This is a genomic window from Nostoc sp. (assembly GCF_036917635.1).
Taxonomy (GTDB): domain Bacteria; phylum Cyanobacteriota; class Cyanobacteriia; order Cyanobacteriales; family Nostocaceae; genus Nostoc.
Genome location: NZ_JBALCW010000054.1, coordinates 1 through 21,275, shown reverse-complemented (window position 1 = coordinate 21,275; position 21,275 = coordinate 1). Strand labels below are relative to the sequence as shown.

Genomic DNA, 21,275 nt, shown 5'->3' with positions numbered 1-21,275 from the left:
CCGACGGGCGAGAGGGTAATACTTGAACTTTAGTTCAACGTAGTGAAAGATTTGTTGAACTCACTTTCAAGTTATAGAATATAAAAATAGATGGAGAATGTAAGAGCGATCGCACTCACTCATAGCCTTATAAAATAGATTTTTTGTTTATCCAATAAGTCTAAAATTTTGTTTTTAACAAATAATTTCAGACTGCTATATCATCATTAATAACTAACTTTTAGCCGCCAACCTTCGACTAACCAACTCAGCCGCTAAATGTATCGCTGCTTTCATACTCGTAGCATCAGCAATTCCCTTACCCGCAATATCAAACGCTGTTCCATGATCTGGTGAAGTCCGAACAAAAGTAAGACCTATAGAAGTATTAACTGCGCGATCAAACGCCATCAGCTTCACAGGAATTAAGCCTTGGTCGTGGTAAAGTGCTAAATAAGCATCAGCAGGATTATTTACTACAGAATTTCCATACCAAGCTTGACCAGGTTTAACCCACATCGTATCTGGCGGTATCAGACCATCTAGCTGTAATTGTGGCCGTTTTTGCCGCTCTTGCTCTAACCAGGGAATTAACCAATCTTGTTCTTCATGTCCAATTTGTCCCTGTTCGCCACTGTGAGGATTTAAACCTGCGATCGCAATTCTCCCATTTTCTATCCCAAAATCTTTCTCCAAACACTCCACCAGCAAATCCAATTTCTGTGTCAGCAACTGCGGTGTTAATGTATCAGCTACTTGACGTAAGGGAATATGTGTGGTGGCTAGTAAGGTGCGGAGTATCCAATTAGTATGGGGCGATCGGGCTACAAATAACATCCCAAAACGGTCAACACCTGATTTTTCTGCCAAAAGTTCCGTTTGCCCTGGATAATTATAGCCTGCGGCTTTCCAAGCAGATTTAGCGATCGGGCCTGTGACAATAGCATCAAATTTACCAGTCAGTGTTTGAGCGATCGCACATTCCATATACGCAAAACTAGCCGCACCACTGGCCGCATTACCTGTTCCGGCGATAATTTGACCTTGAATTTCCCCATCCAACTGCACATCAATAATTGACAACTCGTCTGGATTTGCCAAAGGTGCTAAATTCTCAGTTAAATTCAGTTTGTGATAAATCTGTACCAGCAAATCCCGGTTTCCCACCACTGTAACGTCATATTTTTTACTAATTTCCGGTTCTGCTAAAGCTTTCAAAATCACCTCCGGCCCAATTCCTGCCGGATCTCCCAGCGTCAGTGCCAAACGCGGGCGATTCTTTTTGCTAAAATTCACTAAACTATCTTGATTATTTTGATACATAAAATTTATTCATAATTATTATCATCAAATTTTTCCCTATCCCCCTGTTCTCTCGCTCTACAGTAGGGATTGCCCCCCAAACAAGTAGGGATTACTTGCTAAACTAGTTTAAGATTATTTACACAGGTCTAATCCTACAGCAACAATTCAACAGCTTCTGATAGACCTAGTTTACACACACTAATTTGCATAAGGAGAATCACACCAATGGGCGGCGAACTTTTGAATGCAGCTCTATTGTCCTTCGGTTTAATCTTCGTAGGTTGGGGCTTAGGCGCGTTGTTACTAAAAATTCAAGGCACAGAAGAATAATTGAGTGCTGAGTTAGGAGTTAGGAGTTAGGAGTTATTATTCTCCCCACTCCCTTTTTGATCGAAATGAAAAAACCTGTCCGGTAAACGGACAGCGATTTTTTCATGAGTCTGTCCATAACAAACGATTTTCTGAGAAAAGATGTAAACTTTTGTTTGCATAGGTTATTCTGATAACATTCTTTTCATAAAACATTAAAATTTATTACAACCCTCATGACATTATTAATCGTCGGTGCCACTGGCACCTTAGGAAGACAAGTGGCTCGTCGTGCAATCGATGAGGGATATAAAGTACGCTGTCTTGTCCGAAGCAGTAAAAAAGCAGCTTTTCTCAAAGAATGGGGTGCAGAACTCGTACCGGGAAATTTGCGTTACCCCGATACCTTAGCAGAAGCTTTAGTTGGTGTAACCCAAGTTATTGATGCGTCAACATCTCGTCCTACAGATTCACTGAGTATCAAACAAGTGGACTGGGACGGCAAAGTAGCATTGATTCAAGCATCAATTGCAGCAGGTGTAGAGCGTTTTATCTTCTTTTCGATATTAGATGCCGATAAATATCCAGAAGTACCGCTAATGGAAATTAAGCGATGTACAGAACTCTTCCTGGCTGAGTCTGGCTTGAATTATACCATCTTACAACTAGCTGGGTTTATGCAAGGATTAATCGGTCAGTACGGAATTCCCATTCTGGAATCACAGCCAGTTTGGGTGACTGGTAATTCTTCTCCCATCGCCTATATGGATACTCAGGACATTGCTAAGTTCGCAATCCGTGCATTGAGTGTGCCAGAAACGCAAAACCAAGCTTTTCCTGTAGTCGGTACTCGTGCTTGGAGTGCAGAAGAAATCATTAACCTGTGCGAACGTTTATCTGGAAAAGATGCCAGAGTAACACGGATGCCAATAACCTTGCTGCGTGCTGTGCGGGGTTTAATGCGCTTCTTTCAGTGGGGATGGAACGTAGCAGACAGGCTAGCATTTACAGAAGTATTGGCTAGTGGTAAAGAGTTAAATGCTTCAATGGATGAAGTATACACAGTTTTTGGCTTAGATCCGCAACAAACCACAACCCTAGAAAGCTATCTACAAGAGTACTTCAGCCGAATTATGAAGAAGCTCAAAGAGGTAGACTACCAGAAAAATAAAAATAAAAAGCAGAAACCTAAAAAAACTCCTTTTAAACAGTCTTCAAAAGCCAATAGTCAATAGTCATCAAAAATTTGGGTTATTCCCCGTCATGAAGGACAGCTTTACTTTAAAATCTTTCTTACGGTGAAATTAGTTCAACGCAGGAAATTGACGCGTTTCCAAGGCTTACGCTAGTAACCGAGTGCGATAATGCGTATCCACGAAAATTGAGTTGTGGGGTGTGGGGGTGAGTACACCCTAGCGATAAAACGTAACCGCGCCCATAAGTTCCGCAAACAACATAAGTGAACAAGCAATTGTTAGTAGTGTTGGGAGGGGGACAAAGCCCTGTATCTTTAGAGCAGGGAATGGTTACTACAAAACAGACATTAGTCATGAAACTCTAGACTCTGGATATTTGACTCTAGATTAATGACTACATGACCAAAATGTGTAAGGATTACATAATACAAAGCACCGCCTAAACTTGGATATTTGAGTGTGCCGAAAGCAGGCATTATCTACAATGACATTAAACCGATAGCGGGTCGTGTCGCTATCGAGTTGAAAGACAAGCTAACCGCTGCCGGTTGGGATGTGTGTGTCACATCGAGTATCGGTGGAATATTGGGCTACTCTAACCCGGATAGTCCTGTATGCCACACCCCCATTGACGGTCTAACGCCCCCTGGTTTTGACTCGGATATGGAGTTTGCAGTGGTGTTAGGGGGAGACGGCACTGTTTTAGCAGCGTCTCGTCAGGTAGCCCCCTGTGGTATTCCACTGCTAACAGTGAATACCGGCCACATGGGATTTTTGACGGAAACCTTCCTGAATCAATTGCCGCAAGCACTAGAACAGGTGATGGTGGGTGAGTATGAAATTGAAGAACGAGCCATGCTCACCGTGAAAGTGTTTCGGGGAGAAGCAGTGCTGTGGGAAGCCCTTTGCTTGAATGAAATGGTGCTGCACCGGGAACCTTTGACCTCTATGTGCCATTTTGAAATTGCCATAGGGCGTCATGCGCCAGTAGATATTGCAGCAGATGGTGTGATTGTTTCTACGCCTACTGGTTCTACAGCTTACTCATTGAGTGCTGGTGGTCCAGTTGTGACTCCTGGTGTACCTGCTTTACAGCTAGTACCCATTTGTCCCCATTCCCTAGCTTCTAGAGCATTAGTATTTCCAGATACTGAATCGGTCAACATTTACCCAGTCAACATTCCTCGGCTGGTAATGGTGGTCGATGGTAATGGAGGGTGCTATGTACTACCAGAAGATAGAGTATATATGGAGCGATCGCAATATAGTGTCCGATTTATTCGCCTGCAACCGCCTGAGTTTTTCCGAATTCTACGAGAAAAATTAGGTTGGGGTTTACCACATATCGCTAAACCAACTTCGGTAGAATTGCCGTAGGGATTGGGCAGGAGGCAGAATTTTTTGAATTTTGAATTGATTTCTCCCTCATCCCCCATTCCCCACTCCCCACTCCCTACTCCCCAACTTACTGATTTCCTTCCAGAATTACTGGTGTAAGGATGGTATTTGGATTTAGTTATTAAGATTGCATCGGAGAATTAGATGGCTGACACCTGAACGTGCTAAAAGATTCTTAGCAGCGTGTCAAATCAGGATTGCTCCATCACTAAAAACTCGTAATTGCACTTTATAGCTGATGTAAAGATTTTCTCTAGAATATCTTTACAATCCCAAATCCAATATCCCAAATTGTTATGACAGTTGCTCCAAGTCCCTGTGTTTTGGTGATTGAAACCGATGAGAGCCTAGCAAATCAGCTTTCTTGCGATTTGCAAGAAGCCGGCTATGAATCAATTTTGGCTCATGATGCGACCAGCGGTTTACAACACTGCCGCGATCGCCAGCCTGCTTTAATTGTTTTAGACCGGATGCTAGCAGGAGAATCAGGACTCTCATTGTGCAAAAATCTCAGAAGCACTGGTATGCGATCGCCTGTATTGATTTTAATGGCAAGGGATACAGTTGATGATCGTGTAGCCTGTCTAGAAGCAGGAGCGGATGATTACATCCTCAAGCCTTATCGCTCAGAAGACTTTTTGAAGTTGATTCGGCTCTACTTAAAACCTGATGTAGATACCACGGAGCAGTTACGCTTTGGGGAGCTAATTTTAGATATAGCAACTCGCCGTGCCATACATAGCGGACGGACAATTGACTTAACAATGAAGGAATTTGAACTATTAAAGTTCTTAATGGAACATCCCCGTGAGGTGTTAACCCGCGAACAAATTTTAGAAAATGTTTGGGGTTATGACTTTTTGGGTGAGTCCAATGTAATTGAAGTGTACATCCGCTACTTGCGCTTAAAAATTGAAGATGAAGGACAAAAGCGCCTCATTCAAACAGTACGAGGCGTAGGCTACGTTTTGAGAGAGTCTTAGTACACTGTGGCAAAAGCCCCCTGCCCCCTGAAGGGACGAATAAAAGCCGTGAGTTTTCTAGCTTAAATTCTGTAAAATTGAAATCTAAATTACAAAATCAAAAATAATTATGACTCATCGACTAAGTTTGCTCTCAATGTTGCTGAGTATTTTCCTCATGGGCTGTTCTGTACCAACAACAGCTAAACCTCCCACCCCCACATCTGCTTCTCAAACTTCAGCACCAGAGAATTTAGGTCAAAAACTACCAATTTCTGCTAAAGCCATTGTTCCTAATGGCACAACGATTCAGTTAGAAGTGGCGCAGACACCACAACAGCAAGCGATGGGCTTAATGTATCGACCAGCTTTGCCAGATAACCGGGGGATGTTGTTTGGGTTTGCTTCACCACAACCAGTTAGTTTCTGGATGAAGAATGTACCTGTGGCCTTGGATATGGTATTTTTACAAAACGGAGTCGTTAAATATATTCAGGCTGCTGCACCTCCTTGTGCAAGTGAGCCTTGTCCTACCTATGGGCCTAATACACCTATCGACAAGGTGATTGAACTTCGGTCTGGAAGGGCTGCCGAATTGAAGTTGAAAGTGGGCGATATTGTCAAAATTGAGTCTTGAGATTTCGATGCTTTGCGGTGATAAAGATTTGGATGGTTGCTCTGTTCAGAGTCTATACTATCGGAATCTATGTTTTTTTTGTAAAAAATGGCACCTCATATGGTAAAAATTCATCTGTAAGGCTACTATTTAAAAACTGTAGTAATAATCTAAAATTCTACTGTCTCCAACCTGAAATCGCAGTCTTAAGGTTTGGCAAAAATATTCCCTTGGGCGCAAGTGTAAATAGTCGCCAATAAGAGAGTATAGGCTATGGAATCTTTCTTACTACATGTGTAATTAAATAACGCACAAAAGTAAACAAGATGGAGCTAATTTAACTAAGTAAAAATACCGCTCGATTTTCAAGCAGATAAATTGTCGGAAAATTTCTATTTTTCAGAGTTTCTATTATTTGCCTTTGTTAAACGCAAATCAAAAAAACTCTGCTGGGGTGTATAGCCGATAACGGCAAAGTGACAGATAAAATACTGGCTACTGGCTACCGAGCAATGGTGAACTGATATATGACAATACATTCTGCACAAGGAGGTGAGATACAAATGTCACCATCAAAATATTCTCGACTGATTAATTTTTTGCAAGAAGATTTGGCAATTTCCACAGCATCGCTAGCGGTGGCGCTTCGCCATCGAGAGCAAGACCCAGGTCCTTTGGCAATGATTCTTTGGCAGTATGGGTTAGTTACTCTAGAGCAGTTAGACCAAATTTATGATTGGCTGGAGACGGCATAGATCATAATAATTTTAGATTTTGGATTTTGGATTTTGGATTAAAAGTCTTTACCATAAAGCTCAGGACTTACGCAAGAACCCTCTAAAACTTTTATTCCTTTGTGTCCTTTGCGGACTTTGCGGTTCGTTTTATCATGATTTTGCGTAAGTCCTAAAGCTGTTACCGAAATTTCAAACAGAAATTTCAAACAATACTATATTATGCCAATTTGGTATTATACTAAGTTGCCAAAGTTAGTCTTTAGTATCAAAGATGCTGTGCCACTGTCTCCAGAGCAAATAATACTATTTAAGGCAACTTGGTATAATTTAAATCCACTCTAATTGGTGCAAAGCTTGATATATAAGTCTATTCATTCTGGCGGTTTCTACTCATTTATATACAAATTAAAAGAGCGAGTTGATAATTTAACTCGCTCTTTTGATTTATCCTTTGGAAAGGACTAATGACTATTGTGTAAACACTCTAACTGCTGCTGCTATACCAGATCCAGGGGTGAAGTCTTCATAGCCAAGTTCTCTTAGGGTAACTTCTAAGGATGATATACAGCTAAGAATATCGCGATCGCTGACAAAGCCCAAGTGACCAATGCGGAAAATCTTATTACTCAAATGGTCTTGACCACCTGCTAGGGCAATATCAAAGCGTTTTTTCATCAATGACCGAATCTTATCTGGTTCAATTCCTTGTGGTGCTACAGCCGTAATCGCCGGACTAGCGGAACTATCTGCTGCAAACAGAGGTAAATTTAATCCTTGAATGGCGGCGCGGGTAGCATTTTTCAGCCGTTCATGTCGAGCAAATATCGACTCCAAGCCTTCCTCTTTCATGATTCGCAACGTCGTATGCAGCGCTACGATCAAATTCACAGGCGGAGTAAATGGAGTTGTATTTTTGGCTGTGGCTTTGCGATATTTGCCTAAGTCCAAATAATATTTCGGTAGCTTCGCAGTTTTGTAAGCTTCCCAAGCTTTGGGGCTGACAGAGACAAAACCCAATCCCGGCGGAATCATATAACCTTTTTGGGAACCGGAGGCGACTATATCCAAGCCCCAAGCATCTACGGGCAGATTGAACGCACCCAAACTAGTCACGGCATCAACGATAATTAAAGCTTCACCGTGTTCTTTAACATGGCGGTTGATGGTTTCTAAATCATTCAACACACCCGTCGAGGTTTCGCTGTGGGTGATGATTACGGCTTTAATTTGCTTTTGAGTATCTGCTTGAAGTTTTTCGGCGAATACTGCGGGGTCTAAGGCTTTTCCCCATTCCACCTTAACTTCTTCTACATTCAAACCGTAGGCTTGACCAACTTCTACCCAGCGTTCGCCAAATTTACCATTAGAACCAACTAAAATGCGATCGCCTGGAGAGAGAAAATTAATTATTGCAGCTTCTACAGCACCCGTACCACTGACATTCAGCATTAGCACATCACTTTGAGTTTGGTGCAGCCACTTCAGGTTTTCCGTTACCTCTGCCAATATGTTGCTAAATTCACTAGTGCGGTGTCCAATCGGATGCTTGGCTAATGCCAGTAAGGCAGCTTCTGGCACTGGGGTTGGCCCTGGAATCATTAGCATCAGCTTATCGTTCATGTTTCTATCCTAAAGTCAAATAAAAGTCAAAATTGTGTGAACTTCGTTCAGTCTGGTAGCAGATTCTAGATATTCATTTACAAATTACACTCAGTTTGTCACCAGTCTTGTTGTATATTTTCCGAATCCCTAGAAAAAGTAGAGTAGGAGTTAGCGATCGTTAAGCTTGACCTTTGCGATTTATACCACAATACAGTTCAGTTAAGCATTTCTTCCTTCTCTTTCTTCTCTTCCTTTGGGTTCTTTGCGTCCAACTCTGCAAGACGCTGCGCGAACGCAGTTCGTTAAAAAGTTAACTATGACAAAGAGTTAAACCTTAGCTAAATCGTATTGATTTATACCAGACTTTAACTCAGATGATACCTTTGTTCCAGGCAATCTTACCACACACCTAAACGCCACGTTAAGGCGTGCGATCGTAAAAGAGTGGCTATTTTAGCTAAGGGTGAAGCGTCTATCTATAGTCTCACAACTTTAGGCACAGGGTATGATGAATTTTTAAATCTTACCCATATAATCTCTCTGTTGTTTTTATAAAAACACGCAAATTCGTTTTGAATATCACGGGAAGTGTCAATGAAAAACCTGTGTTTTGCTTCAACGAAGGAAGTAACCGCCTACACTATGCGGAAGGGTTGGATGTCGCCGTTTGCTAAGAGATAAAAGATACCCAACCCAAATTTTTCAATCTGCTTGAGTCGAGCATTTTTTCTTGGATTGCCATCCTCTAAAGAATACCTCCATAAATGGAGGATCTGATGATTTATTTCAGTCCAAATCGCTTCGATGCCAATATCTAAGGCTTATCTGGCTTACTCGATTAAGATTTTCTACTGATAGTTGATGGTTGATTTGCTGCCAAATTTGAGATATCTATGCTGTTAATTGCTGCATATTTTAAACTATACTTAGAAGTAGGCGATGCCTTGTGCGAGCTACGCCTACGCCGCTCAACTATAAGTTTTTATACTATACTTACAAAATTGCTACAATCGTGCTTAGTCTTGTTAGTTACTATTCATGGTGAGTCGTTTTTAACTAGTGTTCAGTTTATAAACTGTCACTCACCAGATCCCCAGTATTATTGCAAAAGAGATATTCTTAGTTAGTGCAAGGAGTGATACCATTTCACAACATGTTTGTCACAAGTTATCCCCGCAATGTTGCCTGATAAGGGGGCGTTGCAGATTTCAAATGTTGCATCAAACGAGTGAGTTGGTATAAGCTTTTACGGGAAAGCGCTTGAGTGAGCAAAACTCTCAAGCGCTTTTTCGTGTATAAATAAAACAGTCCCACTCTCTGGGAAAGACAACAGATGTTTTGAAATACACATTTACCAGAGAAGGCAACTAGTGTTATAAAAATTGTTCCAACATATACTTGATGACTTTAGCATTGATGCGTTCCATCAAAACCTTTTTAACCAATTCTGTGGGTTTAAATCCCAATAGGCTTGGGTTAAGGCTAAAAAATAAAACTGGTGTAGGTTGGGTTGAGGAACGAAACCCAAAATTATCAAAGCTTTGTTGGGTAACGTTTAAGCTCAACCCAACCTACTATTCTTCTTAATCCAAGCGTATTAGTTTAAATCCCCCGCTTCTGACAAGCGGCAAGTATGTTAGCCGGGGTCTAAATACCCGTTACAAAACTTAATTACGAATTATTTTAAGTAACTGGACGTACCACACGAATTAGTTTTCCTTGCAACGGTTCTTCTGCTGTCACAGCCTCATCTATCCGTGCTGTAAACTGTTCCCAATTACGATTGTTCGTGCAAACAATAATACCAAAGTGGTTAGAATCACGACGATGCAAACGGATAAAATCAAGTCTGTTGATAGTTAATATCGAGCGTTTTTGACTTGTAGCAAATGCCAGAACTTCCTCATCAGGTATACCTTTATCTGCATTTCCTGCTTCTTGAACTGTCAAAACATCATGCCCCAAAGCGCGTAATAATTCCACAACTGGAAACGGAAACTGCTCGTCTGCGTAAAACCGTACCATTGACTAGGCAACCTCATTACGCTCAATTGCCAATTCGATTTCATCGGGATGAGCTTCTGCATATACCCAAGCATTAGCTAAATCTGTAGCTGTAATGGTTGGATAGCTCGTCAAAAGGTCAGCATCACTATATCCAAGACGGCGAGCTTCCACAAGTACCCAAACGGGAATACGAGTTTTAGCAATGCAAGCCTCTCCACCACAGACTCTAGGAGTTTTTTCAATTCCTTGCCAATTGTTGCCGAGACTTTGAGCAAGTAACTGTATAGCCTGCAATTTTTCACCAGGACTGAGGGCAAGAAGTTGTTGTTCTAACTCTTTGAGTGTCATGGATGTAAATCCTCTGATGTTTTGTCAGGCTACATTTACAATTTTATCGATTGCTAAGTACAACATTTCATTAATAATTCGTAGCGAATTCTCTGCGTGCCTACCCTGCGAGAAGGCGAAGCGCATTTGCGTTTAAATTTCAACCCTCAATTCGCCACGATTTTACCCAAAGCTGTACTTAACTAACTACAAAATTCACTAACTTTCCAGGCACGACAATTACCTTTTTAATCTCCTTACCTTCGATGTAACGTTGGGCAATTTCTGATTCACGGGCATATTTTTCTAACGCTGCTTTATCTGCTTGTGCTGGTACTTGAATTGAGCCGCGAGTCTTACCCATAATTTGAATCACTAAAGTAATTTCATCAGCTACCAAAGCAGCTCGGTCAAATGACGGCCAAGTTTGAGTATGAACTGAATTAGTTTCACCTAATAAATGCCACAATTCATCAGCAATATGTGGTGCAAAGGGTGCTAGCAATACCACCAACGTCCGAATCCCTTCTGCGTAAATTGGTGAATTTTTCCCGTCAGCATCAGTCAGGGCGTTACTCAACTTCATCAATTCGGAAATAGCTGTGTTGAATTGATATTCGTCTTCCACGTCTTCTGTCACCGCTTGAATAGCCGTGTGAATCGCCCGTCGCAATTCCTTTTCTGCCTTAGTTAAATCAGCGAGTTGGGCTTGCTTACGTGATACCCCAGCTGCAACATAATCTGTCACCAAACGCCAAACCCGATTTAAAAAGCGGAATTGTCCTTCCACATCGGCTTCATCCCATTCCAGGTCTTTTTCTGGCGGCGCTTTGAATAAGATGAACATCCGCGCTGTGTCTACACCGTATTTGGAAATTACATCTTCTGGTGCTACACCGTTACCCTTTGATTTAGACATGGTGGCGTAAAGACGTTGCAGTGGTTCGCCTGTCTGAGGGTCGCGGGGGTCAGCAGAATTTACCAGATTGGAAGGAATCCATTTATCTTTGCCGCCCTTGTTGGGATTTAGGTAAGTTAAACCCTGTACCATACCTTGAGTTAACAGGCGTTGGAAAGGTTCGTCAAAGTTTAGTAACCCTCTATCCCGTAGTACCTTAGTAAAGAAGCGCGAATACAACAAATGTAAAATCGCGTGTTCAATTCCACCCACGTACTGATCAACTGGCATCCAGTCGTTAATTTTACTGGAATCAAAAACGTGTTGTTCATTTTTAGCGTCAGGGAAGCGCAAAAAATACCACGAGGAATCAATAAAAGTATCCATCGTGTCGGTTTCCCGCTTTGCAGGAGTGTTGCAAGTTGGACAAAGTACATTTACCCAGCTTTCCAACTGAGCCAAAGGTGAACCCCCACGTCCAGTAAATTCTACCTCTTCCGGCAACTGTACTGGTAAATCTTTATCAGGTACTGGCACTATCCCACAATTGGGACAGTGAATTACAGGTATTGGTGCGCCCCAGTAACGCTGCCGCGAAATTAACCAATCCCGCAAGCGATATTGCACTCGCACTTTACCAAAACCTTGTTGTTCGGCATATTCAATTATTGCTTGTTTAGCATCTGTGGAAGTCATGCCAGTAAAAGACCCAGAATTAATTAAAATTCCTGGTTCAGTATATGCCTGGTTATATTCAATTTGGATGAGTTGTGTTACTTCATTAATCTCTGATGTTGGAGTTAAGTCAAAACCTGCAACATCATCTGGGGAAGCAATAATAAAATCAACTGGCAAATCGTAATTCTTAGCAAACTTAAAATCCCGCACATCGTGGGCTGGTACACCCATCACTGCCCCAGTACCATACTCATAGAGTACATAGTCAGCAATCCAAATCGGCACTTCTTCCCCTGTAAATGGGTTAATTGCTACCCCACCTGTGGAGATACCCCGCTTAGGTTTGTCTTCAGAAGTACGTTCCAACTCACTTTGATTGGAAACCTCTTTAATAAAAACTTCTACTGCCGCTTGTTGTTCTTTTGTGGTAACACGCTTTGTTAAGGGATGTTCTGGTGCTAAAACTAGGTAGCTGACACCATAAACGGTATCTGGGCGCGTGGTATACACAGCGATTTTTTCATCTATCCCAATGATGGGAAATTCTAAGTAAGCGCCTGTGGATTTGCCAATCCAGTTTGCCTGCATCGACTTGACGCGTTCCGGCCAACCTGTCAATTTATGCAAGTCATTGAGCAATTCTTCAGCGTAGTCGGTAATCTTGAAAAACCACTGCCGCAATAATTTACGCTCAACTATTGCCCCACTGCGCCAAGAACGTCCTTCGTTATCAACTTGCTCATTTGCCAATACAGTTTGGTCAATGGGGTCCCAGTTTACTGCTGCTTCTTTTTGGTAAGCTAACCCCGCTTGCAAAAATTGCAAGAAAATCCATTGCGTCCACTTATAATAATCGGGTGAACAGGTAGCAAGTTCACATTCCCAATCAATGGATAAACCAAGACGCTGCAATTGTTGGCGCATCTGGGCCATATTCTGATAAGTCCACTTTGCTGGCGGTACACCACGGTCAATGGCGGCGTTTTCTGCTGGCAAGCCAAAAGCATCCCAACCCATTGGATGTATTACTCGATACCCTTGCATTCGTTTAAGGCGGGCAATCACATCGGTAATCGTATAATTACGGACGTGACCCATGTGTAGGCTACCCGATGGATAAGGGAACATGGATAAAGCGTAGAATTTTGGCTTGTTGCTAGCTGTGGGTATTTTATCTAAGCCAAGTTCTACCCATGTTTTTTGCCATTTTTCCTCAATCGCTGTTGGGTTATATCGAGAATCAACAGAATTACCTATTTCCAATGGTTTCATGCCTGTTACACTTTACTTCTACTAATTTTCTAGTATTTGACCGATCCAAAAATACTAACAATTGCTAAGATTTTCTTCTTGCTTCAACCTGGAAGTGTCGGCACTATCCAGTCCGCAAGCTGACACGACCGATCTGGCCGTCTGCCTCAAATTAATTGAAGCGTTCCAGTCTCTATCGCACTCATTATCGTCAGGATTAACGCGGTTGTGCTTTAACACTTCCTTGCATAATGCCAAGCCCTGATTATATGCGTGTCTTCCTGTACCTGCGTGTTGTGCAAGCACTATCTGTTGTTTTTGGTTTACCTTGAGTTGCGTCTTAAATCCTAGTATCATATAACTATTGTATAGCTAAATGCTAGAAAATGTCTGACGAAAAACAGTTAAATATAAGGATTCCAGGAAAAGAAATGGATGTGCTTGAGAGATACTGCAAGCAGACATCAAGAACTAAAACTGATGTATTGCGTGAGTTAATCCGCAGCTTGTCAAAGAAAGTGAGCAAAAGTGAGTAATTGTTAGCTTATTGGATGCTGTTTGCTAACCTTAAAGTTCAACAAGTTGAGGTATATGGGACATAAAAAAGCCTTTAAGCTTAGGATGCTGGGGACTAGATGTATTATGGTTCTAAACTGATTTACTGGGTTAGCAGCGCGATCGCCATTTCAAGGTGTATCTTAGCCTTGTGCAAGTTAAGCAAATTCTCTTGGTCGTATCTGTCAGGATAGCTCATAGCTTTGCCTTCCATTGTCAGCTTAATCAACGTGGCTTGCTCATCAGTGGGTGAATTCATCTCATCTACCACCCCTTCGAGGAATTGAATAATGTTTAAATATTAATCGGAGTAAATAAAAATCCCTCTAGAACCAATACTGCTCGGTTTTTGGATTTCTCGATAGTGTTTTAGACCTGTAGAGACGCGAAATTTCGCGTCTCTACACAAGGCTTTTGGTCTTATCCGAGCAGTATTGCCTCTAGAACTGATATGTAGAGGAATTCACTGTTATGGGTTTTTATTGCTGTCAATTTAGATGGTAAAAATAGGCGATGGCTGAATCGAATATAAAATTTTCTGATTTGGTGCGGGTTTTTGTCTACGGCACGCTTAAACCAGGTGAAGCTAACTATAAAAGATATTGTACTGGCAAAGTAGTTGATTTTAAAAGAGCTTTTGTACAAGGCAAATTGTTTGCTTTGCCAATGGGCTACCCAGCGATGACGCTAGGGGATAGTCAAGTTAACGGATATTTACTCTCTTTTTCCAACCCAAAAATTTTAAATGAGCTAGATGTGCTGGAAGATTACCAGCCCAATAGACAACCACCAGAAAACCTCTATAATCGGCAAATTATTGAGGTTTATGAGCCACAGTCGCTCTCTTATAGTTGGGCTTGGGTTTATTTAATGACTCTAGACCGAGTTGAGCAATTAGGAGGATTCCTCCAACCTGGCGGCTGGTGGAGTGGCTGTGGTTTAACCGCAAAGTACAGTTATGATCTGTGAACTGTTAATGCGATTAGTTTATGTCCTGTTTGGAGTCGTGCCGTTGCGGTTGTACCGGATAAATTGGATTTTCTGGAGAAGCTACTGCTGCTTTAGGAATTTCAATTACCGGGTTATTTAGCCCCACCATCAAAGGAGAAGGTGGAATTATAGACGACGCTGAGGATGTTTGTATCGGTTCTATTTGTGGTCGTTGTGCCAGTTGCGGCGCTCTCGAACCAATAGGTACTAAACTAGATACTGCACCGATTACACAAGCGGCAACGGCTGCACCTCCCGCCATCCAGTTTAAACGGGAACGGCGGCGCAAACGTGTCAATACTTGCCCAACTGTTGCCTCTGGGGACTGTTGGGCTGTTGGTACTGGGAGAGTCCGCAAGCCTTGACGCAGCTTCAAAAGTCGAGCATACAAGCATTGAACTGAGCCATCATTTGCTAGCCATTCTTCTACTTGCTTGCGTTCAGTGGCTGTGACTTCACCATCGAGATAAGCACTCAATAACTCGAAGCGATCGCGCTTCACCATATCCATAAGACCCGTTGATTCATTGGTATGATTGGCCATTCCATCTGACAAATCTTGAGCAAGTTGCAAAGGAGAACGGTCGGAAAACTGAGAATCAGTAGTCATCTTAACATTATTACCAATTCATACACGGGTAAACTGGGCGGGAAATTCGGAGAAATTAGCCAATTTTCCTCCTCAAGGCAGAAGCGATCTACATCTTTGGTAGAATTCTTAATCAATGCTTAAATTCTGCCATTCGGCAGAGGCAAGATATTGTAAATTAGGAGTCTAGATAATTCTGCAAGTGAGCTTGCAGCCTCGTTCTAGCTCTGGCTATTCTTGATTTGACAGTTCCTAAAGAAACTCCAGTGATTTCGGCAATTTCTTCATAAGCCATGCCTTCGATTTCTCTCAGGACAATGGTAGTACGAAAAACTTCTGGTAAATCCGCGATCGCTTCTCGCAGTTGCTCGTAAAATTCTCTAGTTGTGAGTTCTTCTTCAGGGCCTGGGGTATCACCAGCGATTTCCCAATCCATCTCACCGTCCTCTAAGGAACGGGGAGCATCCAGCGACAAAGGACTCATAACCCGCTTGCGTTTCCGCAACTCGTCGTAAAACAAGTTGGTGGCAATGCGGCTTAACCAGCCCCGAAATTTGGCAGGTTCTTGTAATCGGTTAATATTCCGATACACTCGAATCCAAACTTCTTGAGCCAAATCGGCTCTGTCAGCCCAATCTGGAGCCAGGTGGTATAGAACTCTATCAACTTGACTTTGATAGCGGCGTAATAGTTCTGCAAACGCAACACGATCTGGTCGTAGTCCCGCTTGACAGCACAAGATTAAATCGTGGTTAGGGAGTTTGTCAACTTGCACTGATGCTTCTGGATACTTGGCATCAACCGTTGACCAGGATACAGAGATCGACTGACTCATAGATCGTACTGGCTCTAAATCATCCCTATCTATTAGACCTGCTAATGGGACAGAAGTTCCATGCTAAGGTGACGGATTTATGACTGGAACACTGAGGCAGACAATTTTGGATACATTTATAGCAATAAAGAGAGCCGCTTTTTTCTTATACTGCTGGCATAGCTGGCCAAGACCCATTAACTAATAAAAGCGCTGTAATATGCATATTTTTGTATTTTTCGCAACTGGGTATATACGCTTGATAAAAATAATTAAATCTGGTTATAAGGATGAAGATAAAAATTTTGTAATTCTAACTTCTTAATACCTTTAAAGTTCAGGTATTAATTTCTGGAAGTTGGGTTGCTGTGGTGACTATAATGGTGATTTATTTTTTTGATTTTGTTACTAGAATAGCTGCTGATTGTTCTGGTTGTGACCCGTAGGTAGCGCCATTGTGTTGATTTGGTACGCGAACTTGAAAAACGAAATTGATGGAAAATGTAATTGTGACTGCTAAAAATAGTTTTTCAAACATGGTTTTTCTCCCACCGACACCGCTAATAATTGATTACTACATTTCAAAAGTTGCACCAGAAAGTCTAAGTATTGGCTTACAACCCCCAGAACTTTGGAGGAATGAGGTTGGTCACTTGGAGTTTTGCTGCTGGGACAATTTGCATAGTTTTAGTTTTCCCAGAGGTGTTGGCATATTTATAACGGAAATGATAAGTATTGATAAATTTTTGATGATCGGATGATGAACTCATCCAATTACTCGGCTGGATATGTCAGGGATAAACAATAGGCGATAGCAATGGTAAGAAATGAATCTGTAGGGCGGATGGTAATGTTGCTCTGTTTTGGCACAGCATTTTTATCTTTAGCTGTCCATTGGCGCATTACTACGGCACAACGGCAGTCTGATAAGTCTGTATCTACTGCGATGCGGCGAGATTCTACCCTAACCAATCCTAAGGGAAGCCGCCCAGAAAGAGTATCCAAGAATCTTTCCCAAGTCAGTTTAGGGGAAATTGCACTGGGTTCTGTGCCAGCTGATGAAGCCATCCAAGGCTCAACTGCCCAGAGGGTGTTTAGATTAAAGTCCTCTGCTATTAAGCCTCAAGCTAAGTCGAAAATAATTAATAATAATGTAGCGAAAGCAAGTAAGTCGAAAATAATTAATAATAATCTAACAAAAGGGACTAATGTAGGCGCAATTCTCCCTCAAACTCAGCCTCAACTTCTTAACAAGAATGTAGCTAAAGCCGACTTACCAACTAAGACGCGGCTGGTGGCGCAAACAGAAAGACAAAATCCAGTTACAGATAGTTGGCCAAAAGGTCTATGGTCTGAGGCTTCAGCCCAGCAAGTCTCATCTAATAGGCTAGCAGATGCCAAGACACAAGTAGTGGTTGATTTAAGCGATCGCCGTACTTATGTATACGCAGGAGATGAGGTGATAGCCAGCTACCCAATCGCTGTAGGTAAGAAAGGTTGGGAAACGCCCACAGGTTCTTTCCAGGTGATTCACATGCGGCACTATCCAGTTTGGCGTCACCCGATTACAGGCAAAGTATTTAAGGCTGGTACGGATAGTCCCTTGGGAGACAGATGGATTGGTTTCTGGTCAGATGGACGAAATGAAATTGGCTTTCATGGCACGCCGGAAATCGACCTGGTAGGAACGGCTGTATCCCACGGCTGTTTAAGGATGCGTAATTCTGATGTCAGAATGCTTTATGAGCAAGTGAGTTTAGGGACAACAGTTTTAGTACGTAATTAATTGAAGAGTGAAGAGTCCAAAGTCAAGGAATTATTGCCTCTTGACTTTGGACTCTTCACTATTGACTCTTAAAATTATTCTTCTTGCTCATCTTCTTGCTCATGTTTTTGCTCAAAGTTTGGTGCATAAGTCTGGAGTAAAGCACTAATTTGGCGTTCAACCTCATTTGTAGTGTTTTTGCCCAAAGCTTGGCGTTCAGGGAAGAAATGGGGTCGATCGAGGTAACGGTTAATTGCCTCACTTACTTGCTGAGAAATTAAGTCTTGCAGTTGTGCCTGAGCCGTTTGGCGCTGGAAGTTAGCACCTTCTTCTGTAGTAGCATATAGAGGTGGTAACCTGTTGAGAGCGTAAGCAGCAATATCCCCCACATCTAGAGAACTTTCGCTGGTAGCTTCGATTTCTGCGACTCGGGCGATCGCTTCTGTCAGTACCAATTCTTCCATAACGTTAATAAATTGTTTGCGAGGTACCGCCACTACCTCACCAGTCAATAGCGAACCCATCAGCCGATCCAGCGCCATATACTCTTCAATTGAGAGTTCCGAGGCGTTGTCACAGATTCTACCGACTTCTGCTTCCATTGCTGGTGTCAAATAACCATCCTGGAGAGCTTGTTCTACAATTTTTTCGATGCTCATAATGCTTATCATCATTTATGTTAGCCAAGCTTGGTAGGGACGGTATCAATCCAATTTATTTTGCCTAATTATCAGCAAAAAAACACAAATTATGCCTAGACGCGATCGACTCCGCCTCTACTACTTAACGACCTTAGTTTGCCAAGGTATTGGATCAACAGCTTGTCCATTGACGTACAGACCCCAGTGCAAATGTGGCCCTGTGGCAGCACCTGTTGAACCTACTGCGCCAATTAGTTGACCAGCTTTCACAAAATCACCTTCTTTAACGTTAATACGACTCAGGTGCATGAAAATACTGGTTACTCCTTGACCGTGGTCAATGCCAACTACGTTACCGTGTATCCGAAACCCTTGTGATACCCTACCTACCAAAGCAACTCGCCCAGAGGCTGGGGCAATTACGGATGATCCGGCAGCACCAGCGTAGTCAAGACCACGATGATAGTAGTCTTTTGCAAATGTACCATTATAGTAGCGACGTACACCATACTTTGTGCTCATTCGCCCTGCATTTGGTTTTAGAAATACTCCATTCCAATACTTTTCTGGTGTTTGTAGTGCCTTAAAAGCTGCCACGCGCTTAAGTTCATACTCTGTGGCATCTACTCCGGCTTTTCCAGGTGGCAAAGTAATACGTTGTACGGGGAACTGGCGATTAAGCACATTTACTGCCAAGTTTTGTACTTGACCATCCCCTGTAACCCGAAGTGTTCTAGTTCCAGCTTTTTCTAGTGGAGTTGTGGGAACAAAAGCCCGATACTGATTGGGGGCAATTTCAAAGGTTGGGTATGTATTATTACCACTAGCTACTGTTGGATTTGTACCATTGGCGGGATTATCTCGATTAATTTCTACCGAGATTGTATCCCCTAATTTAGGGTTAGTTGGAGTCACTTTTACTTGTAAAGCATCTACAGGCAATGCCAAGGTTAAAGGGAGAATAGCAAATATTCCCTTTAACACATTTATTGCTTTAACATTAAAACCGAGCAACTTCTTGTTTGAACTACTAGCGCTATTCTCAATAATCATAGAGCTACAAAAATCCCTTGCTTGTGTTGCAAAATAGACTAGCTTGTTTCTACTAGTGTTTCCTGTTTGAACTAGATGTTGTTGAAAACCATAAATTAAATATTGGCAAATCCGGCAGGGACTTATGGATAAGACAAGGGCAGGGGGGAAGAGACAAGGGAGAATGATTTGTAACTGTAATTTAGTGAATTGGTGTTACCTTTAATAATCTAGGTGGATTACATTGGCAATAATCTTAAAATTTAACTAGATTGATGGCAAAGAGACTCTCGTGGTTTACTATAGGTATCATTTGTTAGGCAACAAAAGAAACCTGTTAGGGTTTAACGATTAGATAATAATACTTGAATAAAATTTTATAATCAACTGGACAGTTGTTCAACTGGACACTAATGCCACACTGTTAGGTTAAAGGTGGTGTAGATAAATCACCAAACCAGGTAAACCAAGAGTAGGGGGAAAGCGTCGGAAATAATTCAAAAAAATTTAGGCAAAGCTAGATTTAGTAAGCTGTTGAGCATTTAATTTGCACAAGTAGGGTGGGCAAGAAGCCCATTGGTGTCAACAAAAGCCTAGAAATAGCTTAACTGTTGGCTTCTTCACCCGCCTGGAACTAAAGTTATTTGGCTTTCAGCTAAAGTAATATGTTGATGACTAAAGATTTATGTTTATTTAATTCTTAATGGCCGTATATAGACTGGTAACCGATATTACTAATGTTGATATGGGGTGTCGGATGTAAAATATCAGTGATTTTACTTAAAGTTTTGTCCTTCCGAGTTCAAAAGCTTGATGAATAAAGGCTTATCAACTCTAAGCTGATAGTTTTAGTTTTGACTTGAGTTTGCCATCTTCCATCTGAACGATGCGATCGGCAATATCTAAAATGCGGTTGTCATGAGTAACCATCAAGATGGTACAGCCTTGTTCTTTTGCCAGTTTTTGCATGAGATTGACTACATCTCGTCCCGATTGACTGTCAAGGGCGGCGGTGGGTTCATCCGCTAGGATTATTTGAGGATGACTAACTAAGGCACGAGCGATCGCTACTCGTTGTTTTTGTCCTCCAGACAGTTTATCAGGATAGTAATGCAAATGATTTCCTAATCCTACCTGTTCTAGCATTTGGGCTGACCTAGCTAGCATCTTTTTTAACCCAAGATGTTTATGTAATTCCAAAGCCATTTTGACGTTTTGGAGTGCTGTTAAACTACCATGCAAGTTATGTGCTTGGAAAATATAACCGTTACGCCGTCGCGCTTGCATTAGTATTTCAGGACTAGCACCACAAAGTTCTTGTCCCAACACCCGCAAACTACCAGATTGGGTAGAACGCAACCCACCCACTAAGGTCAGCAAGGTAGTTTTTCCAGAACCAGAAGGCCCAGTCATAATAATAATTTCACCGGCGTTAATCTCTAAGTTGATGTTAGATAAAACTTGCTTACGGAGTGAGGCTTGACCAAAATAGTGGTCGAGATTCTGAATGGAGATGAGGGGAAGCATATTTTAGGAGTTAGGAGTTAGGAGTTAGGAGTTAGGAGTTAGGAGTTAGGAGTTAGGAGTTAGGAGTTAGGAGTTAGGAGTTAGGAGTTAGGAGTTA

At 41.9% G+C, this 21,275-nt stretch carries 22 protein-coding genes; 8 read left to right on the top strand and 14 right to left on the bottom strand.

Going from position 1 to position 21,275, the window contains the following annotated elements:
- Nucleotides 1-213: 213 nt before the first annotated feature.
- Nucleotides 214-1,302, bottom strand: coding sequence for a 4-hydroxythreonine-4-phosphate dehydrogenase PdxA (pdxA, locus tag V7K32_RS14475; protein ID WP_334994285.1), 1,089 nt, complete (start codon nt 1,300-1,302; stop codon nt 214-216).
- A 207-nt stretch (nt 1,303-1,509) separates the two neighbouring features.
- On the opposite strand from pdxA, the gene petM reads away from it, so the two are divergent.
- The 6 genes from petM (at nt 1,510) to V7K32_RS14445 (ending at nt 6,520) form a co-directional block, all read left to right on the top strand.
- On the top strand, nt 1,510-1,614 hold the full coding sequence (gene petM, locus V7K32_RS14470) for a cytochrome b6-f complex subunit PetM (RefSeq protein ID WP_118167852.1): 105 nt from the start codon (nt 1,510-1,512) through the stop codon (nt 1,612-1,614).
- A gap of 215 nt (nt 1,615-1,829) precedes the next feature.
- Complete coding sequence (locus tag V7K32_RS14465) at nt 1,830-2,828, top strand: SDR family oxidoreductase (protein ID WP_334994283.1); 999 nt, start codon at nt 1,830-1,832, stop codon at nt 2,826-2,828.
- A gap of 420 nt (nt 2,829-3,248) precedes the next feature.
- Entirely contained in the window at nt 3,249-4,166 is a 918-nt protein-coding gene (locus tag V7K32_RS14460) for an NAD(+) kinase (RefSeq protein WP_334994281.1), read from the top strand.
- Between the two features lie 317 nt (nt 4,167-4,483).
- Nucleotides 4,484-5,170 carry a response regulator transcription factor NblR gene (nblR, locus tag V7K32_RS14455; RefSeq protein ID WP_334877897.1) on the top strand — a complete coding sequence of 229 codons (687 nt, stop codon included), beginning with the start codon at nt 4,484-4,486 and terminating at the stop codon, nt 5,168-5,170.
- A gap of 109 nt (nt 5,171-5,279) precedes the next feature.
- Complete coding sequence (locus tag V7K32_RS14450) at nt 5,280-5,786, top strand: DUF192 domain-containing protein (protein ID WP_334994279.1); 507 nt, start codon at nt 5,280-5,282, stop codon at nt 5,784-5,786.
- 506 nt (nt 5,787-6,292) lie between these two features.
- Nucleotides 6,293-6,520 (top strand): DUF2949 domain-containing protein, encoded by a 228-nt coding sequence (locus tag V7K32_RS14445; RefSeq protein ID WP_334877907.1) that lies wholly within the window; start codon nt 6,293-6,295, stop codon nt 6,518-6,520.
- Between the two features lie 450 nt (nt 6,521-6,970).
- Here V7K32_RS14445 and V7K32_RS14440 read toward each other — a convergent pair whose 3' ends face one another.
- The 7 genes from V7K32_RS14440 to V7K32_RS14410 form a co-directional block, all read right to left on the bottom strand.
- Complete coding sequence (locus tag V7K32_RS14440; RefSeq protein WP_334994277.1) at nt 6,971-8,122, bottom strand: pyridoxal-phosphate-dependent aminotransferase family protein; 1,152 nt, start codon at nt 8,120-8,122, stop codon at nt 6,971-6,973.
- Nucleotides 8,123-9,477: 1,355 nt separating this feature from the next.
- Nucleotides 9,478-9,669 carry a hypothetical protein gene (locus tag V7K32_RS14435; RefSeq protein WP_334994275.1) on the bottom strand — a complete coding sequence of 64 codons (192 nt, stop codon included), beginning with the start codon at nt 9,667-9,669 and terminating at the stop codon, nt 9,478-9,480.
- A gap of 118 nt (nt 9,670-9,787) precedes the next feature.
- The gene (locus V7K32_RS14430; protein ID WP_334994273.1) at nt 9,788-10,129 is read right to left on the bottom strand and encodes a DUF5615 family PIN-like protein; all 342 of its coding nucleotides are present in this window, start codon (nt 10,127-10,129) and stop codon (nt 9,788-9,790) included.
- A 3-nt stretch (nt 10,130-10,132) separates the two neighbouring features.
- Nucleotides 10,133-10,459: a DUF433 domain-containing protein gene (locus tag V7K32_RS14425; protein ID WP_334994271.1), complete on the bottom strand. Its 327-nt coding sequence runs from the start codon at nt 10,457-10,459 to the stop codon at nt 10,133-10,135.
- A gap of 178 nt (nt 10,460-10,637) precedes the next feature.
- The gene (gene leuS, locus V7K32_RS14420; protein ID WP_334994269.1) at nt 10,638-13,286 is read right to left on the bottom strand and encodes a leucine--tRNA ligase; all 2,649 of its coding nucleotides are present in this window, start codon (nt 13,284-13,286) and stop codon (nt 10,638-10,640) included.
- A gap of 54 nt (nt 13,287-13,340) precedes the next feature.
- Nucleotides 13,341-13,622, bottom strand: coding sequence for a helix-turn-helix domain-containing protein (locus V7K32_RS14415; RefSeq protein WP_334994267.1), 282 nt, complete (start codon nt 13,620-13,622; stop codon nt 13,341-13,343).
- Between the two features lie 301 nt (nt 13,623-13,923).
- Entirely contained in the window at nt 13,924-14,079 is a 156-nt protein-coding gene (locus tag V7K32_RS14410; RefSeq protein ID WP_334994265.1) for a hypothetical protein, read from the bottom strand.
- 254 nt (nt 14,080-14,333) lie between these two features.
- On the opposite strand from V7K32_RS14410, the gene V7K32_RS14405 reads away from it, so the two are divergent.
- Complete coding sequence (locus V7K32_RS14405) at nt 14,334-14,789, top strand: gamma-glutamylcyclotransferase family protein (protein ID WP_334994263.1); 456 nt, start codon at nt 14,334-14,336, stop codon at nt 14,787-14,789.
- A gap of 13 nt (nt 14,790-14,802) precedes the next feature.
- On the opposite strand, the gene V7K32_RS14400 is transcribed toward V7K32_RS14405, so the two are convergent.
- The 3 genes from V7K32_RS14400 to V7K32_RS14390 all read right to left on the bottom strand — a co-directional run bounded on the left by V7K32_RS14400 (nt 14,803) and on the right by V7K32_RS14390 (nt 16,751).
- Complete coding sequence (locus V7K32_RS14400; protein ID WP_334994261.1) at nt 14,803-15,420, bottom strand: anti-sigma factor family protein; 618 nt, start codon at nt 15,418-15,420, stop codon at nt 14,803-14,805.
- Nucleotides 15,421-15,577: 157 nt separating this feature from the next.
- Nucleotides 15,578-16,234: a sigma-70 family RNA polymerase sigma factor gene (locus V7K32_RS14395; RefSeq protein ID WP_334994259.1), complete on the bottom strand. Its 657-nt coding sequence runs from the start codon at nt 16,232-16,234 to the stop codon at nt 15,578-15,580.
- A gap of 367 nt (nt 16,235-16,601) precedes the next feature.
- Nucleotides 16,602-16,751 carry a hypothetical protein gene (locus V7K32_RS14390; protein ID WP_334994257.1) on the bottom strand — a complete coding sequence of 50 codons (150 nt, stop codon included), beginning with the start codon at nt 16,749-16,751 and terminating at the stop codon, nt 16,602-16,604.
- Between the two features lie 279 nt (nt 16,752-17,030).
- On the opposite strand from V7K32_RS14390, the gene V7K32_RS14385 reads away from it, so the two are divergent.
- Nucleotides 17,031-17,999 (top strand): L,D-transpeptidase, encoded by a 969-nt coding sequence (locus V7K32_RS14385; RefSeq protein WP_442938743.1) that lies wholly within the window; start codon nt 17,031-17,033, stop codon nt 17,997-17,999.
- A 74-nt stretch (nt 18,000-18,073) separates the two neighbouring features.
- Here V7K32_RS14385 and V7K32_RS14380 read toward each other — a convergent pair whose 3' ends face one another.
- The 3 genes from V7K32_RS14380 to V7K32_RS14370 form a co-directional block, all read right to left on the bottom strand.
- On the bottom strand, nt 18,074-18,637 hold the full coding sequence (locus V7K32_RS14380) for a late competence development ComFB family protein (protein WP_334994256.1): 564 nt from the start codon (nt 18,635-18,637) through the stop codon (nt 18,074-18,076).
- Between the two features lie 120 nt (nt 18,638-18,757).
- On the bottom strand, nt 18,758-19,672 hold the full coding sequence (locus V7K32_RS14375; protein WP_334994254.1) for a M23 family metallopeptidase: 915 nt from the start codon (nt 19,670-19,672) through the stop codon (nt 18,758-18,760).
- Between the two features lie 813 nt (nt 19,673-20,485).
- The gene (locus tag V7K32_RS14370) at nt 20,486-21,178 is read right to left on the bottom strand and encodes a DevA family ABC transporter ATP-binding protein (protein WP_334994252.1); all 693 of its coding nucleotides are present in this window, start codon (nt 21,176-21,178) and stop codon (nt 20,486-20,488) included.
- Between the last annotated feature and the right edge of the window lie 97 nt (nt 21,179-21,275).